Origin of the sequence: Dokdonella sp. (assembly GCF_041395345.1) — a bacterium.
GTDB lineage: Bacteria > Pseudomonadota > Gammaproteobacteria > Xanthomonadales > Rhodanobacteraceae > Dokdonella.
Genome location: NZ_JAWLAR010000002.1, coordinates 301,687 through 316,033, shown reverse-complemented (window position 1 = coordinate 316,033; position 14,347 = coordinate 301,687). Strand labels below are relative to the sequence as shown.

Annotated in this window: 10 protein-coding genes; 7 read left to right on the top strand and 3 right to left on the bottom strand. The window is 60.9% G+C overall.

The features are described 5' to 3' along the window. From murD to R3F00_RS03395, 7 genes are all read left to right on the top strand, one after another. The coding region (murD, locus tag R3F00_RS03425; RefSeq protein WP_371280301.1) for a UDP-N-acetylmuramoyl-L-alanine--D-glutamate ligase at nucleotides 1–1,241 on the top strand (1,241 nt) is incomplete at its 5' end. 136 nt (nucleotides 1,242–1,377) lie between these two features. Continuing rightward, nucleotides 1,378–2,268: a glucose-1-phosphate thymidylyltransferase RfbA gene (rfbA, locus tag R3F00_RS03420; protein ID WP_371280308.1), complete on the top strand. Its 891-nt coding sequence runs from the start codon at nucleotides 1,378–1,380 to the stop codon at nucleotides 2,266–2,268. After that, complete coding sequence (rfbC, locus tag R3F00_RS03415) at nucleotides 2,265–2,819, top strand: dTDP-4-dehydrorhamnose 3,5-epimerase (protein ID WP_371280300.1); 555 nt, start codon at nucleotides 2,265–2,267, stop codon at nucleotides 2,817–2,819. The genes rfbA and rfbC overlap by 4 nt, the downstream gene beginning before the upstream one ends. Further along, nucleotides 2,816–3,760 (top strand): dTDP-4-dehydrorhamnose reductase, encoded by a 945-nt coding sequence (gene rfbD, locus R3F00_RS03410; RefSeq protein ID WP_371280299.1) that lies wholly within the window; start codon nucleotides 2,816–2,818, stop codon nucleotides 3,758–3,760. Before rfbC ends, rfbD begins: the two co-directional genes overlap by 4 nt. After that, a complete protein-coding gene (locus R3F00_RS03405; RefSeq protein ID WP_371280298.1) occupies nucleotides 3,757–5,196 on the top strand; it encodes a mannose-1-phosphate guanylyltransferase/mannose-6-phosphate isomerase in 1,440 nt (479 codons plus the stop codon). Before rfbD ends, R3F00_RS03405 begins: the two co-directional genes overlap by 4 nt. A gap of 43 nt (nucleotides 5,197–5,239) precedes the next feature. Next, the gene (locus R3F00_RS03400) at nucleotides 5,240–7,276 is read left to right on the top strand and encodes an alpha/beta fold hydrolase (protein ID WP_371280297.1); all 2,037 of its coding nucleotides are present in this window, start codon (nucleotides 5,240–5,242) and stop codon (nucleotides 7,274–7,276) included. A gap of 336 nt (nucleotides 7,277–7,612) precedes the next feature. Next, on the top strand, nucleotides 7,613–9,628 hold the full coding sequence (locus tag R3F00_RS03395) for an alpha/beta hydrolase family protein (protein ID WP_371280296.1): 2,016 nt from the start codon (nucleotides 7,613–7,615) through the stop codon (nucleotides 9,626–9,628). 311 nt (nucleotides 9,629–9,939) lie between these two features. Here the strand turns inward: R3F00_RS03395 and R3F00_RS03390 are convergent, their stop codons facing one another. From R3F00_RS03390 to cysI, 3 genes are all read right to left on the bottom strand, one after another. Next, nucleotides 9,940–11,682: a bifunctional sulfate adenylyltransferase/adenylylsulfate kinase gene (locus R3F00_RS03390; protein ID WP_371280295.1), complete on the bottom strand. Its 1,743-nt coding sequence runs from the start codon at nucleotides 11,680–11,682 to the stop codon at nucleotides 9,940–9,942. Between the two features lie 243 nt (nucleotides 11,683–11,925). Beyond that, the gene (locus R3F00_RS03385; RefSeq protein ID WP_371280294.1) at nucleotides 11,926–12,651 is read right to left on the bottom strand and encodes a phosphoadenylyl-sulfate reductase; all 726 of its coding nucleotides are present in this window, start codon (nucleotides 12,649–12,651) and stop codon (nucleotides 11,926–11,928) included. After that, a complete protein-coding gene (cysI, locus tag R3F00_RS03380) occupies nucleotides 12,648–14,339 on the bottom strand; it encodes an assimilatory sulfite reductase (NADPH) hemoprotein subunit (RefSeq protein ID WP_371280293.1) in 1,692 nt (563 codons plus the stop codon). Before cysI ends, R3F00_RS03385 begins: the two co-directional genes overlap by 4 nt. Nucleotides 14,340–14,347: the final 8 nt, after the last annotated feature.

Below are 14,347 nucleotides of genomic sequence, written 5' to 3'. Positions count from 1 at the left end.
ACGCCGAAGCCCATTTCCTGATCGATGGCAATCCGCTGGACCGGTTTGTCACGACGGCGCCCACGGCGGCAGACCTTTCCGCATTCGACTGCATCATCAAGTCACCCGGTATCGGCGGTTATCGACTGGAGTTGCTCGATGCGCAGCGCAACGGCACGCGATTTACCTCGGCAACCGCGCTGTGGTTTGCCGAGCATCCCGAAGCGCGTGTCATCGGCGTGACCGGCACCAAGGGCAAGAGCACGACCAGTGCCCTGATTGCCCATCTGCTGCGCGGCAACGGTCGGCGTACGGCGCTGGCCGGCAATATCGGCTTGCCGGTACTCGAACTGCTCGATCCGCAAGTCGCGCCCGAGTGGTGGGTTCTGGAGCTATCCAGTTTCCAGACCCGGCAGGCCGATCACCTGGCTCTCGGCGTGATCACGAACATCGAGGAAGAACATCTGGACTGGCATGGCAGCCGCGAGCGCTATGTCAGCGACAAGCTGGCCATGGCCGATGTCTCGGATGTGCTACTGGTCAATGCAAACCATGCCGACCTGTTGCAGCGCACGGCTGGCCATGCAGACCGCAGACTGTTTGGAAATGCCCAAGGCTGGCATCTGGATGCGGCTCATATTCGTCGCGGCGACCAAGCGGTATTCGAACGGTCTCGACTGCCTTTGCCGGGGTGGCACAACGCGATGAATGCCTGCGCCGCACTGGCGGCTCTCGAAATCCTCGGCGAAGACGCGCTGGCTGCCGCGCAGCATCTGGCCGTGTTCCAGCCCTTGCCGCACCGACTGCAGGCCCTCGGCGAGCGCGACGGCCGCAGCTGGATCGATGACAGCATCGCGACGACGCCCCAGGCCACGATCGAGGCGTTGCGCAGTTTGCCGGGGCGCGCTGTCAGCGTCATTGTCGGTGGCCATGAGCGCGGCCTGGACTGGCAGGTACTGGCCGACTATGTGCTGGCGAACCCGCCGTCCCTGATCGTTGCCAACGGGGCGAATGCGGCGCGTATCGGTCATGTGCTGCGCACGACGAAGGTGGATTGCAAGCTGGAGATTCGAACCGATCTCTCCGGAGCCGTTGCCTGTGCACGCGAACTGACCGAACAGGGAGGGGTGATCCTGCTTTCGCCCGGCGCGCCGAGTTTCGATCAGTTCCACGACTACGCCGAACGGGGTCGCTGCTTCGCCGAACTGGCCGGATTCGATGCGCAGGCCATCGGTCAGATCGAGGGGCTGGGCATCGCCTGAGGCGCACACATCCGGGTTCCGTCCAATCCGGTAAAATCGATAGGAATCAGTGAGATGGGCAATCCCTGATTGTCAGACGAGCGCCCGCAAGCCTCGCCGCCTACAATACCCGGCCCGAAATCAGCCCAAGAGACCTCTGGTGACATCACGACGCGGCATCATTCTCGCTGGCGGCTCCGGCACACGTCTGTACCCGCTGACCCAGTCGGTCAGCAAGCAACTGCTGCCGGTCTACGACAAGCCGATGATCTATTACCCGCTCAGCACCCTGATGCTGGCCGGCATTCGCGAAGTGCTGATCATCAATACGCCGCATGAGCAGGCCTTGTTCCAGCGGCTGCTCGGTGACGGATCGCAATGGGGACTGACGATCCGCTATGCCGTGCAGGAATCGCCCGACGGCCTGGCCCAGGCCTACCTGATCGGCCGCGATTTTGTCGGCAAGGATCCGAGCTGCCTGATCCTCGGCGACAACATCTATTACGGCGACGGTCTGACCCGGCTGCTTTCCGCAGCCGATGCGCGGGTTGCCGGCGCCAGTGTATTCGGCTACTGGGTGCGCGATCCTGAGCGCTACGGCGTCGCCGAATTCGATGCACACGGACGCGTCATCGGTCTCGAGGAGAAACCGGCCAAGCCGAAATCGAACTGGGCCGTCACCGGCCTCTACTTCTACGACGGCCGCGCCGCGGACTTTGCCCGTGACCTGAAGCCATCGCCGCGCGGTGAACTCGAGATCACCGATCTGAATCGCTGCTACCTGGATGATGGTTCGCTGATGCTCGAACGCATGGGCCGCGGTTTCGCCTGGCTCGATACCGGCACGCACGAGTCGTTGGTCGAGGCGTCCAGCTATGTGCAGACCATCGAGAATCGCCAGGGCCTCAAAATCTGTTGCCCCGAAGAAATCGCTTTCGCCCAGGGCTGGATCGATGCCGAGCAGGTCTTGCGACTTGCCGCGCCCCTGGCCAAGAATGCTTATGGTCAGTACCTGCAGGAACTCGTCCGCGAAGGGCGCCCGGGATGAGGCTGATCAAGACACCGCTCGACGGCTGTCTGGTCATCGAGCCCAGGGTCCATGGCGATGCACGCGGGTTCTTCTACGAGAGCTTCAACGCGAACCGCTTCGCCGAAGCCGGTCTCGACCTGCGCTTCGTGCAGACCAACGTGTCGCGTTCGGAGCAGGGTGTCCTGCGCGGACTCCACTACCAGTGGCCGAACCCGCAAGGCAAGCTGGTCAGCGTGCTCGAGGGCGAGGTCTACGATGTCGCGGTGGATATTCGCCAGGGCTCTCCGACCTTCGGTCGGTGGGCCGCAGCAATCCTTTCCGCCGAGAACAAGCGGCACTTCTGGGTACCGGAAGGATTCGCGCACGGCTTCGCCGTGCTTTCCGGCCCGGCGACGTTTGTCTATCAGTGCACGGCCCATTACGACGGCGCGGCCGACGCGGGCATCCGCTGGAACGATGCCAGGCTGGCCATCGACTGGCCGCTGGCCAATCCCTCGCTTTCGGAGAAGGACAGCAAGGCGCCCTTCCTGGCAGACGTGTCGCCTGAACGATTGCCGGTATTCCAGTGAACATCCTGCTGCTCGGTGCCAATGGCCAGGTCGGCCATGAATTGCGTGAACCTCTTGCACGTCTGGGTCGGGTGGCCTGTGCAAGCCGAACCGGAACGCTGGATGACGCAGGCAGCTGCACCAGCGTCGATCTTGCAGACTCCGAAGCCTTGCTGCGCGTGCTGGAAACGAACAAGCCCGATGTCATCGTCAATGCGGCTGCCTATACGGCGGTCGATCGTGCCGAAGACGAGCCGGACCTGGCTGATCGCATCAATCATCTCGCGGTTGCGGAAATCGCTGGTTGGGCCGCCCGCAACGAAGCGCGGGTGGTCCACTATTCGACCGACTACGTGTTCGACGGAAGCGATCCGAAGCCGCGCCAGGAAGATGATCCGACCGGACCTCTTGGCGCTTACGGACGCAGCAAGCTGGCCGGTGAAGCGGCCTTGCGAGCCAGCGGGGCGCGACACCTGATCCTGCGCACGGCCTGGGTGTATGCGGCACGCGGGCAGAATTTCCTGCGCACGATGTTGCGTCTCGGCGCAGAGCGCGAGGAGTTGCGCATTGTTGACGACCAGATCGGTTCGCCAACGCCGGCGAGATGGATTGCCGGTGCCACGGTGCACATTTTGCAGCGCCTCGAAAGGATGAAAGAGCAAGAGCGCGCTCTGGCGTTGGGCACCTATCACCTTACCGCGTCACAGCGCTGTAGTTGGTTCGAATTTGCTGCAGCAATATTCGAAGCCGCACGGCAGCGCGGCTTGCTGCAGCGGATTCCGCGGCTCCTGCCGATTGCCAGCAGCGATTACCCGACGCGTGCGACGCGTCCTGCCTTTTCCGTACTCGACAACGCCAGGCTGGCGCTCGTGTTCGGTCTACAATTGCCACCCTGGAGAGAGGGGTTGCGCGAGGTCATCGGTGAACTGGCCGATGCCCACCCCATTGGAGAAACACGATGATTGTTCCGGTGATCCTGTCCGGCGGCGCCGGCACCCGGCTTTGGCCTGTATCGCGCAGTGCCTACCCGAAACCGTTCATGCGCATGGGCGATGGCGAGTCGCTCCTGTACAAGACCCTCGACCGCGCACTAAGACTGGCCGACGACGGCACGGTGCTGACCGTGACCGGGCGCGACTATTACTTCCTGACCCGCGATGAATATTCCCGGCATGCCGAAGCCGATCTCGACAAGCTGCCGTTTCTGCTCGAGCCGGTGGGTCGAAACACGGCACCTGCGGTCGTCCTGGCGGCCCTGCACGCACTGGAGCACTGTTCCGCCGACGCAACCTTGCTGATCCTGCCGGCCGATCATCTGATCAACGATCTCGATGGGTTCGCCGCCGACGTCGAGCGCGCAGTGAAGATCGCTGCCGATGGCTGGCTGGTCACTTTCGGCATCCAGCCGAGTGCGCCGGAAACGGGCTTTGGCTACATACGCATGGGTGCAGACGTCAATGATTGCGAAGGGCGCGTGGTCGAGGCGTTCGTCGAAAAGCCGGACCGGGAAACCGCCGAGTCCTATCTGGAATCGGGCGACTACACCTGGAACTCGGGCATGTTCTGCTTTCGCGCTGATGCGCTGATTGCGGCTGCGGAGAAAACCTGTCCCGACGTGCTGGCCGCTGCACGCGCCTGCCATGCCAGCGAGAGCGGCCAGGCGAGCCCGATCGAGTTTGCGCGCGAGGTGTTTCTTGCACAGCCGGATATCTCGATCGACTACGCCATCATGGAACGCGCATCGCGCGTCGCGGTCGTACCCGCTCGATTCGACTGGAGCGACATCGGCTCATGGAAGGCGATCAGCGACATGGAAGGCGACACCGATGCAGCAGGCAATCGCGTGCACGGCCAGGCCATCATTGTCGAAAGCGAGAATTGCTACATCCAGTCCGATGCGCGCATGGTGGCTGCGGTCGGAGTGAAGGATCTCGTGATCGTCGACACCGGCGATGCCGTGCTGGTCGCCGATCGCGAACGCTCGCAGCAGGTCAAGATCGTGGTCGAACAGCTGCGCGCAAGCAATCACCAGGCGGCCACCGTGCACAACACGGTGCACCGGCCCTGGGGCAGCTACACCATCCTCGAAGACCGTGATGACTGCAAGGTCAAGCGCCTGACCGTAAAGCCCGGCCATGTGTTGTCGCTGCAATTGCACAATCGGCGCAGCGAACACTGGACCGTGGTCGACGGCACGGCCAAGGTGCGCATCGGCGAGCGCGAGTTCCTGTTGCAGGCGAACGAATCGGCTTATATCCCGATGAACACCGTGCATCGCCTTGAAAACCCCACAGCCCAGGATATCCATCTGATCGAAGTGCAATGCGGCGACTACTTCGGCGAAGACGATATCGTGCGCCTGGAAGATCGCTATGGCCGGGTGCCGCGCAAGGTTTGACGGGATCGTTGAACCGACGATAGAGTTGTGGACATCTACTGACATGGAACAAGTCCGTATGCGCTTGCGCGAAATTGCTCTGTTTATCGCACTGCTGCTCACTTCGGTTCAGGTCCTTGCCGACCCGCTGCCACTGGCCGACTTCGCCAGACACATGCAGTTCAGGACTGCCAAGATTGCGCCAGACGGGAAGCACCTGGCGGCAACCTCGGTCATCGATGGCAAGGTGGTGCTGTCGGTCATCGACCTCGACAAGAACACCGGAGTGACCCTGCGTCCGCGCGAGGATGACGAGGTCTTCCAGTTCTGGTGGGTCTCGAATACGCGCATTGTCTATACGGTTGCCCAGAATATCGGCTATTTCGAAGCACCCGGCATGACCGGTGAACTGTTCGCGGTCGATGTGGACGGCAAGAACAAGGACATACTCTTTGGCTATCGAGTCAGCCAGGACATGTCGGGTTCGCTGGGCAGCCATATCACCAAGAAACAGAGCGAATACGCGAGTGCATGGATGCTGGATGCATTGCGCGACAACGATGAAGAAGCGCTGATACAGGTAAGGCGATGGAACTGGAGCCACGTTGGCTCGGCAGGTGGTGAGTCGTTGCCCGAAGAAGTCAGGGTCATCAATGTGAAGACCGGGAAGAACCGTACCATCGCGGTGTCCCCGATTACCGGTTCACGATTCGTGCTCGACAACAACGGTGGCGTGCGTTTTGCCTACGGGGAGGACAAGGAGCGCAAGCTCAATGTCTATTACCGTGCGGCCAATGATGCGGAATGGGAACTGATTTTTACCGAAGCCGATGATGGAAATCGATACGTTCCCGTCTACTTCAACCGGGCCGGTGATGGCGTCTATTTCGAATGCCCGGGCCGCAATGCGCGCGGCGGGGTCTGCCTGTGGGACACGAAAACGCGTACTTTCAGCACCTTGTGGAGTGGCAAGGAGGCCGGCCCGAACGGCTATGAGCAGACTTTTGACGAGCAGGACCTGTTCGCAATCCGATCCATGCCGGGTCGCACATCGGTAACCCTGATCGACAAGAACGCGGACGAAGCGCATGTCCTGGTCGACATGCTGCAGCAATTCCCCGGCTCGGACGTCCACTTCATCAATGCCACTCGCGATGGCAAGAAAGTTGTCCTGTCCGTGGAAAGTGATCGCGATCCAGGTGCGTTTTACCTGTATGACGTTGACTCGAGAAAGCTCAGTTTTCTGCTCGCGCGTGCACCCTGGATCAAGCCAGAAGACATGGCGGTCATGGAGCCGTTCTCGATCAAGGCGCGAGATGGCGTGGAGCTCCATGGTTTCCTGACCAAGCCACCCGGAAAGGAAGACGCCAGGGACCTGCCAATGGTGGTATTCGTCCATGGCGGCCCCTACTGGGTCAGGGATACCTGGGAATACGACCCCTATGTGCAGGTGCTGGCCAGTCGTGGCTACGCCGTGCTTCAAGTCAACTTCCGTGGTTCCGGTGGATATGGTGACGCGTTCATCACTGCCGGATTCGGCGAGTGGGGAGCAAGGATGCAGGACGATGTGACCGATGCAACCCACTGGGCGATCAAGCAAGGCGACGCTGACCCGAAACGGATATGCATCTTTGGTGGAAGCTATGGTGGTTATGCCGCACTTCAAGGTGCGGTCCGCGAGCCTGATCTATACCAGTGCACAATCGGCTACGTCGGTGTCTACGATCTGCGCCTGATGAAATCACGTGGAGACATTCCACAATCACTCAAGGGCGGGGCCTACCTGGACAAGGTGCTTGGCAGCGACGACACGGTTCTGGCCCAGCGCTCGCCCATCAATCAGCTCGACCGGCTCAAGGCCGATGTCATGCTGATTGTCGGTGGTCAGGACAAGCGCGTTCCACCCATCCACAGCGAAAACCTTCGCAGTGCGCTTGGCAAGCGCGGCATCGAAGTTGAATGGCTGTACCAGCCGACCGAGGGGCATGGCTATTACGACGAATCCAATGTCACCGAAATGTACGAAAAGCTCATTGCCTTTCTTGATCGCAATATCGGCGAGGGCGCCAGCAAGGAAGTCGAGCCCGAGCCGAAAAAATAGACAGTCCCGTTGCTTGACGAAGTGACGGGAAGCGATGAACTGCCAGAGCGGCCTGTCGGACCCGAATCATTCCCGCTTGTCCCTGTATTCTCAGCGGAAGCCAGCTCGGTTGAGCGGACAAGCCGATGCGCTCGAGCAGGATGGCAAGGGTCTCGAGTAGTGGCATACCGGTAACGGCGGTCGTCGCCAGGCTCATCGAGACCCAGGCTGGCACAGGATTCGACGTCCAGGAAAATCCTCGACAATCAGTCTCTCACCGGTAGCGACAGGCAATTTTGATTTGTGTCCTCGCTATGTAATAGTCCACATTCCAGCAACAGACAGGGAACCGTCACCATGAAAAGTCGCCTGCTTGCCCTCCTCTCCGCGCTTGTAGTCTCGTTCTGCGTGCAGGCAGCGGAGCCTGTGTCGTTGGCCGATTTCGCACGCCATTCCAAGTACAAGGAAGTCAAGATTTCTCCGGATGGCACACATCTCGCGATCAACGCGGTCATTGACGACAATACTGTCCTTTCCATCTTGAATATCGAGGACAGCACCGGGTTCTCGATCAGTCCTCGTGAAGAGGATGTGGTAGTTGATTTCTGGTGGGTGTCGGACGAGCGTGTTCTCTATACTCTGGGCACCAAGGTTGGGCAACTTGAACAGCCGGCATCCACGGGTGAGCTGTTTGCGGTGAATACCGACGGCAAGGGTCGCGACATCCTGTTCGGCTACCGCGCAAATCGCGATCCGGCCGGTTCCACCGGCAGTCATATCGAAAAAAAGCAGAGTGAAAATGCAAGCGCCTGGATGCTCGATGACCTGCGAGACAACGATGACGACGCCATCATTGGTGTTCGGCGCTGGAACTGGAGCCACGTCGCTACGGCGGGTGGTGAACAATTCCACCCTGAGGTGCGCAAGATCGACGTGCGCAGTGGCAAGAATCGCACCCTGACAACCTCACCCCTCGTGGATGCGAGCTTCCTTACCGATAACGCAGGCGTAGCCCGCTTCACATTTGGTACGGACAACGACCAGAAATACAAGGCGTACTACCGCCAGGGCGAAGGCGACAAGTGGGAACTGGTGGTCGACGAGGCGCAGGATGGCATACGCGTCTATCCGATCGCCTTCAATCGCGCTGGCGACGGCGTCTATTTCTTCTGTGGCGGTGACAAGGGTGTGGGCGGTTTGTGCTTGTGGAGCGTAGCCACCCGGAAATTCAAGCTTCTCTGGAGCGGAAACGAGGCGGCACCGACCAGCTTTGACAAGACCTTCGACGGCAAGGAAGTGTACGCACTTCGCTCGATGCCTGGCCGAACCGCTGTGACTCTGGTTGATCGGGATGCGCCGGAAAGCAAGCTGCTGGCCGAGATGATGGGCGTATTTCCGGGCGAGGATGTGACATTCACGTCGAACAGCAAGGATGGCAAGAAGGTTGTCGTTGAAGTCAGGAGCGACCGCAATCCCGGCACCTTTTATCTCTACGACGTCGATACCAAGAAACTGAGCCTGTTGCTCTCGCAAGCTCCCTGGCTGGAGAACAAGCCTCTGGCCGCTATGGAGCCGGTCGGCATCAAGGCGCGCGATGGATTGGCCCTGCACGGATACCTTAGCAAGCCACCTGGCAAGGAAGATGCCAAGAACCTCCCGATGGTGGTCTATCTACATGGTGGGCCCTACGGGGAGCGCGACTTCTGGCGCTACAATCCGACGGTCCAAGCACTGGCGAGTCGTGGCTATGCTGTTCTGCAGGTCAACTTCCGAGGTTCGGGTGGCTACGGCTATGACTTCGTCAAGTCCGGATACCGCGAGTGGGGAGCAAAGATGCAGGACGATGTGACTGATGCAACCCATTGGGCGATCAAGCAAGGCGTGGCTGATCCGAAGCGCATCTGTATCTATGGAACGAGCTATGGTGGCTATGCAGCCTTGCAGGGTGCCGTTCGCGAACCGGATCTGTACCAGTGTGCCATTGGCGATGCGGGCGTTTACGATCTCAACCTGATGAAGAAGCGCGGCGACATACCGCAATCACTGTACGGGGAAAACTATCTCGAGATGGTTTTGGGCAATGACGCTGGAGTATTGGCACAACGCTCGCCCGCCAATCAGGCTGCTCTGATCAAGGCCAAGGTCATGCTGATTTCCGGGGGTGAGGACAAGCGTGTGCCACCCGTGCACAGCGAAGCCATGCGCGCCGCGCTGAACAAGAACGGATCGGACGTGGTCTGGCTGTACCAGCCGTCGGAAGGCCACGGCTATTACAAGGAAGAAAACGTGACCGACATGTACGAAAAGATCATCGCTTTCCTGGACCAGAATATCGGATCTGGCAGCAAGAGTGGCTCGTCGAACAAGAATTAGGAAGAGCCAATCAACTTCAATCGCGGAGCGCTGCGCCACTTCTGTTCTCCGCGACTGGCGGCTTTAGTTGCGATGTACTCTGCTGCATTGTCCGAAAAGCATCGCAGCTGAAGCTGGCTCCTACGACGAAGAGGCATTGCGTTTGGCACCGCAGGAAACGGCTTCAGCCGTCCCGAAAAAGGGGCTTCCTGCGGTCGTGATGCTCTTTTCCAGTCACCGAACAGCTCGCAACTCGACGGGACTATCTGCCAAAGCCGACATCAGGCGTAGGCCATGATCGAGCTTCTCGACAGCCGTATCTTGACCGAGCATCAGGCCACCAACCCCCGATTGCGCAGTAGCGCCACAACCTGTTTCGCGAGCGTGGTGGAGTCCGAGGCGCCGCCATCCAGGCGCAGATCGGGAGACTGCGGCACTTCGTACGGATCGCTGATTCCGGTGAACTGCGCGATCCTTCCGGCACGGGCTTGTGCATAGAGACCCTTGCGGTCGCGTGCTTCGCAGGTCTCCAGCGCGGTATCGACGTGGATTTCGACAAAGGCACCATGTGCTTCGATCAGCGCGCGCGCTTCGGCCCGACTGTCGCGGTACGGCGCAATGGGGGCGCAAACCGCAATCCCTCCGTGGCGCACGATCTCGCTGGCCACATAGCCGATCCGAGTGATGTTGGCGGCGCGATCCTCGCGTGAAAAGCCGAGCCCCTTCGACAGATGCTTGCGCACCTCGTCGCCATCGAGCAGCGTGATCGGGCGCGAGGACCGCTCCAGCAGTGCGGCGATCACCGCTTGCGCGATCGTCGATTTTCCGGCGCCGGAAAGTCCGGTGAAGAACAGCGCAAATCCCTTCGCAGCGCCAACCGGATAGCGTTCGCGCAGGATGCTGACGACCTCCGGATAGCTGAACCAGCTCGGGATTTCCTCGCTACGCTCAAGACGCCGACGCAGTTCGGTTCCGGAGATATCGCGAATCTCGTCGCCCTCCTGCACGTCGCTGGAGGGCAGATAGGCATCGCGGTTGGCTGCATAGACCATGGTCGGGAACGGCAGCAACTGGATTCCGAGTTCCGCCTGATGACGAGCAACGAGTTCCTGCGCAGCGAAAGGTTCGTAGAACGGAATGCCCTTGGCATCGTTGCCCGGTCCGGCATGGTCGCGCCCGACAATGAAATGGGTCGCGCCGTAGTTCTTGCGGATGATGGCGTGCCAAAGCGCCTCGCGCGGTCCGGCCATGCGCATTGCCAGCGGCAACAGCGAGAGTGTGGTCGAGTCGGAAGGGGTGTTTGCGAGCAGGGCCTGGTAGCAGCGGACGCGCGTGTAGTGATCGACATCGCCCGGTTTGGTCAGGCCGACGACAGGCTGGATCAGAAGCTTGGCATGGGCGCGCTCTGCAGCACGCACGGTCAGCTCGCGATGCGCCCGGTGCATGGGATTGCGGGTCTGGAATGCGACGATGCGTTGCCAACCCTGCGCGATGAACCGTTCACGCAACGAGCGCGGGCTGTCGCGCAGTTCGCGGAAGTCGTGATGCTGGGGGGCCTGGATGCCGCGCAGCCGACCACCGAGGTTGACGCGATGGCGACGTTCAAGCAGCTCGTGGACGCCGGGATGATTGCGGTCAGTTGTGCCGTAGACCGCGTGCGCTTCAAGCAAAGGATCGATGAAGTAGACGTCTTCGACGTCGAGCACGGCAAGCGGCACGCACTCGCGATCACGCAGAGCGACTTCATCGCCAGCCTTGATCGTGGCGGCGAATGCTTCGCTCACGTCGAGCGCGATCGGAATCGGCCACAGGGTTCCGTCTGCGAGTCGCATGTCGTCGCGAACGCCCTCGTAGTCGCGACGCGTCATGAAACCTTCCAATGGCGAGAACGCGCCATTCATCAACAGCTCGAGATCGCAGAGCTGACGTGCATCCAGATCCCAGCCGGGCAAGCTTGCACTGCGCTGCTTGAGGGCTTCGGCCTGTGCTGCAGGCAGATAGAGGTCCCTGAGCACGCCACCGTGTGGCGGGTTCAAGAGGTCGGGGAATTCCTGGGCGATGGCAGTTCTGGACATGTCGGTTTCACTGGTTCGGTTTGTATTGGCTTCTCACCGCGGAGAAGGGCAAAGGGGATAGCATTCAGGTCATATCGGACGTGTTCCTGGCATGTGCCCCGAGCCTGTCGAAGGGCAGTCCCGGGTTGTTGCCTTCCTCCGGCATCTGCTTCCATCGACCGGCTCAGTTCAGGCTCAGCTCACTACGAATGGAAGTTGACCAGACCCGCACATGGGTCTGTGCAAACTCGGGTAGAGGGTCGGTCACACTTCCAGATGGATGCCGCACTCACGCTTGAGGCCGAAGTAGCGGGTGTCTTCTTCGCGCATGCCCGGTTGCCAGGGGCGCGTTGTGTGCACATCGCCGATGGACACGTAGCCCTCGTGCCAGAGCGGGTGATAAGGCAGGTCGTGACGGCTCAGGTATTGCCAGATGTCTCTGTCGCTCCAGTCGATCAAGGGATGCACCTTCCAGCGACCGGACTTCAGTTCAAGCACATCGGTGCTTTCCCGCGAGCGGGCCTGGCAACGGCGCAGGCCGGCGAACCAGGTACGTGCGCCGAGCTCTTCCAGGGCGCGGCGCAGAGGCTCGACCTTGCGCAGGTCATCGTATCGATTGAGCCCCTCCAGTCCTTGTTCCCAAAGGCGGCCGTGGCGCGCTTCCATCCAGGTCGGACCGATGCGCGGCTGATAGACGCGCAGATCGAGGCCGAGCCGCTCGGTCAGTTCGTCGGCAAAGCGGTAGGTTTCCTCGAACAGGTAGCCGGTGTCGATCAGGATGACCGGAATCCGCGCGTACCGGCGGCTGACCAGATGCAGTGAGACTGCGGATTGCGCGCCAAAACTCGAAGACAGGACATGCGCAGCAGGCAAGGTATCGAACGCCCAGGCTACTCGATCTTCGGCGCTCTGTTTTTCCAGCCAGCGATTCAGACTGGCGAGTGCACGCGTGTCTTCGGCGGCACTGACCAGGTCGGGAAGCGTGTTCATGTGATCACCTGCACAGGGATACCCGCGGGGGGTTGGACGACACCGGAACGAAGCAGAAAGTCGCCAAATCCTTCGTGCGCGTTGCGACCGGCCGCGTAGCTTGCGAAAAGCGTTTCGAGCTCGCCGAGAATGGTTGTTTCATCAATGTTTTCGCGGTAGAGCGCATTCAGTCGCTGGCCACGGCTGTCGGCGCCGAGCATCAGGTTGTAGCGACCCGGCGCCTTGCCGACCAGGGCAATCTCGCCCAGGTACGGTCGCGAACAGCCGTTCGGGCAACCCGAAGCGCGCAGGTTGATCGGCTGTTCTTCCAGGCCGTGCTTCGACAGCAAGTCTTCCAGCTTGCCAAGCAGGTCGGGCAGATAGCGTTCCGCTTCGGCCATGGCCAGCGAGCAGGTCGGCAGGGCGACGCAGGCCAGCGCATTCAGACGCAACGGCCTGGCCGTTCGATGCACGTCCAGGCCATGTGCGCCAGCGAGCTCATCGATCGCAGCACGGTCGTCAGCGGCGACATTCGCGATGATCAGGTTCTGATTCGGTGTAAGGCGGAAATCGCCACGATGGATGCGAGCGATTTCGCGCAAGCCGGTCAGCTGCCTGGATTCTCCGCGATCGGCGACACGTCCAGCCTCGATGCGAAGGTTGAGGTGCCAGAGGCCTTCATGGCCTTCCACCCAGCCGAAGCGATCACCGTTGTGATTGAATGTGAACGGACGTGCGGCTTCTAGCACGAAGCCCGCGCGTTGTTCGATCTCGGCCTTGAACCAGTCGAGGCCGCGATCCTCGATCGTGTATTTCAGGCGTGCGCGCTTGCGCACCTCGCGGTTGCCGAAGTCGCGCTGCGTGGTCAGTACCGCTTCGGCCATCCGAAACACCCGTTCCGGCCGGATGAATCCGATCACCTGGCCGAGCAGGGGATAGGTTTCGGCATCGCCATGTGTCGCGCCCATGCCGCCACCGACGCTGACGTTGAAGCCGGCAAGTGCGCCTTCCTCGAGGATCGCAATGAATCCGAGATCGTGCGCGAATACATCGACATCGTTGTGCGGCGGCACGGCGAAGGCGATCTTGAACTTGCGCGGCAGATAGGTTTCGCCATACAGCGGTTCGGATTCGGGTTCGCTGCCGGCGACCTGCTGTTCATCCAGCCAGATTTCGTAGTAGGCGCGGCTCCTGGGTTTGAGGTGCTCGGACAGACGTGCCGCCCAGTCGTGCACGTGTCCATGTGCCCGCGACTCGACAGGATTGGCCGAGACCAGCACATTGCGGTTGACGTCGCCGCAGGCGGCAACGGTATCGATCAGGCTGGCATTGATGGCCTGCATGGTTGCCTTCAATTCGCGCTTGACGATGCCGTGGAACTGGATGGCCTGGCGCGTGGTGATGCGTAGCGAACTGTTCGCATGGCGCGTGGCAATTGCATCCATGGCCAGCCATTGCTTCGGGCTGACCACACCACCCGGGGTGCGTGTGCGGATCATGAAGCTCCAGGCCGGTTCCAGCTTCTGCCGGCGGCGCTCTTCGCGCAGGTCGCGATTATCCTGCTGGTAGCTGCCGTGGAACTTGATCAGGACGGTGTCGTCATTGCGGATCGCGCCCGTGTGCGCGTCTTCCAGGCTGTCCAGCAGGCTGCCTCGCAAGTTTCGGCTGTCGCGCTTGATGTGCTCTACGGAGGCGGTGGTGTTGCTCATGTGCGGAT

What these genes read in the sequence shown, in the direction of transcription:
- rfbC (WP_371280300.1), top strand. Translation starts at nt 2,265, where the DNA reads ATGAGGCTGATCAAGACACCGCTCGACGGCTGTCTGGTCATCGAGCCC.
- R3F00_RS03405 (WP_371280298.1), top strand. Translation starts at nt 3,757, where the DNA reads ATGATTGTTCCGGTGATCCTGTCCGGCGGCGCCGGCACCCGGCTTTGG.
- R3F00_RS03400 (WP_371280297.1), top strand. Translation starts at nt 5,240, where the DNA reads ATGGAACAAGTCCGTATGCGCTTGCGCGAAATTGCTCTGTTTATCGCA.
- R3F00_RS03395 (WP_371280296.1), top strand. Translation starts at nt 7,613, where the DNA reads ATGAAAAGTCGCCTGCTTGCCCTCCTCTCCGCGCTTGTAGTCTCGTTC.
- R3F00_RS03390 (WP_371280295.1), bottom strand. Translation starts at nt 11,682, where the DNA reads ATGTCCAGAACTGCCATCGCCCAGGAATTCCCCGACCTCTTGAACCCG.
- R3F00_RS03385 (WP_371280294.1), bottom strand. Translation starts at nt 12,651, where the DNA reads ATGAACACGCTTCCCGACCTGGTCAGTGCCGCCGAAGACACGCGTGCA.
- cysI (WP_371280293.1), bottom strand. Translation starts at nt 14,339, where the DNA reads ATGAGCAACACCACCGCCTCCGTAGAGCACATCAAGCGCGACAGCCGA.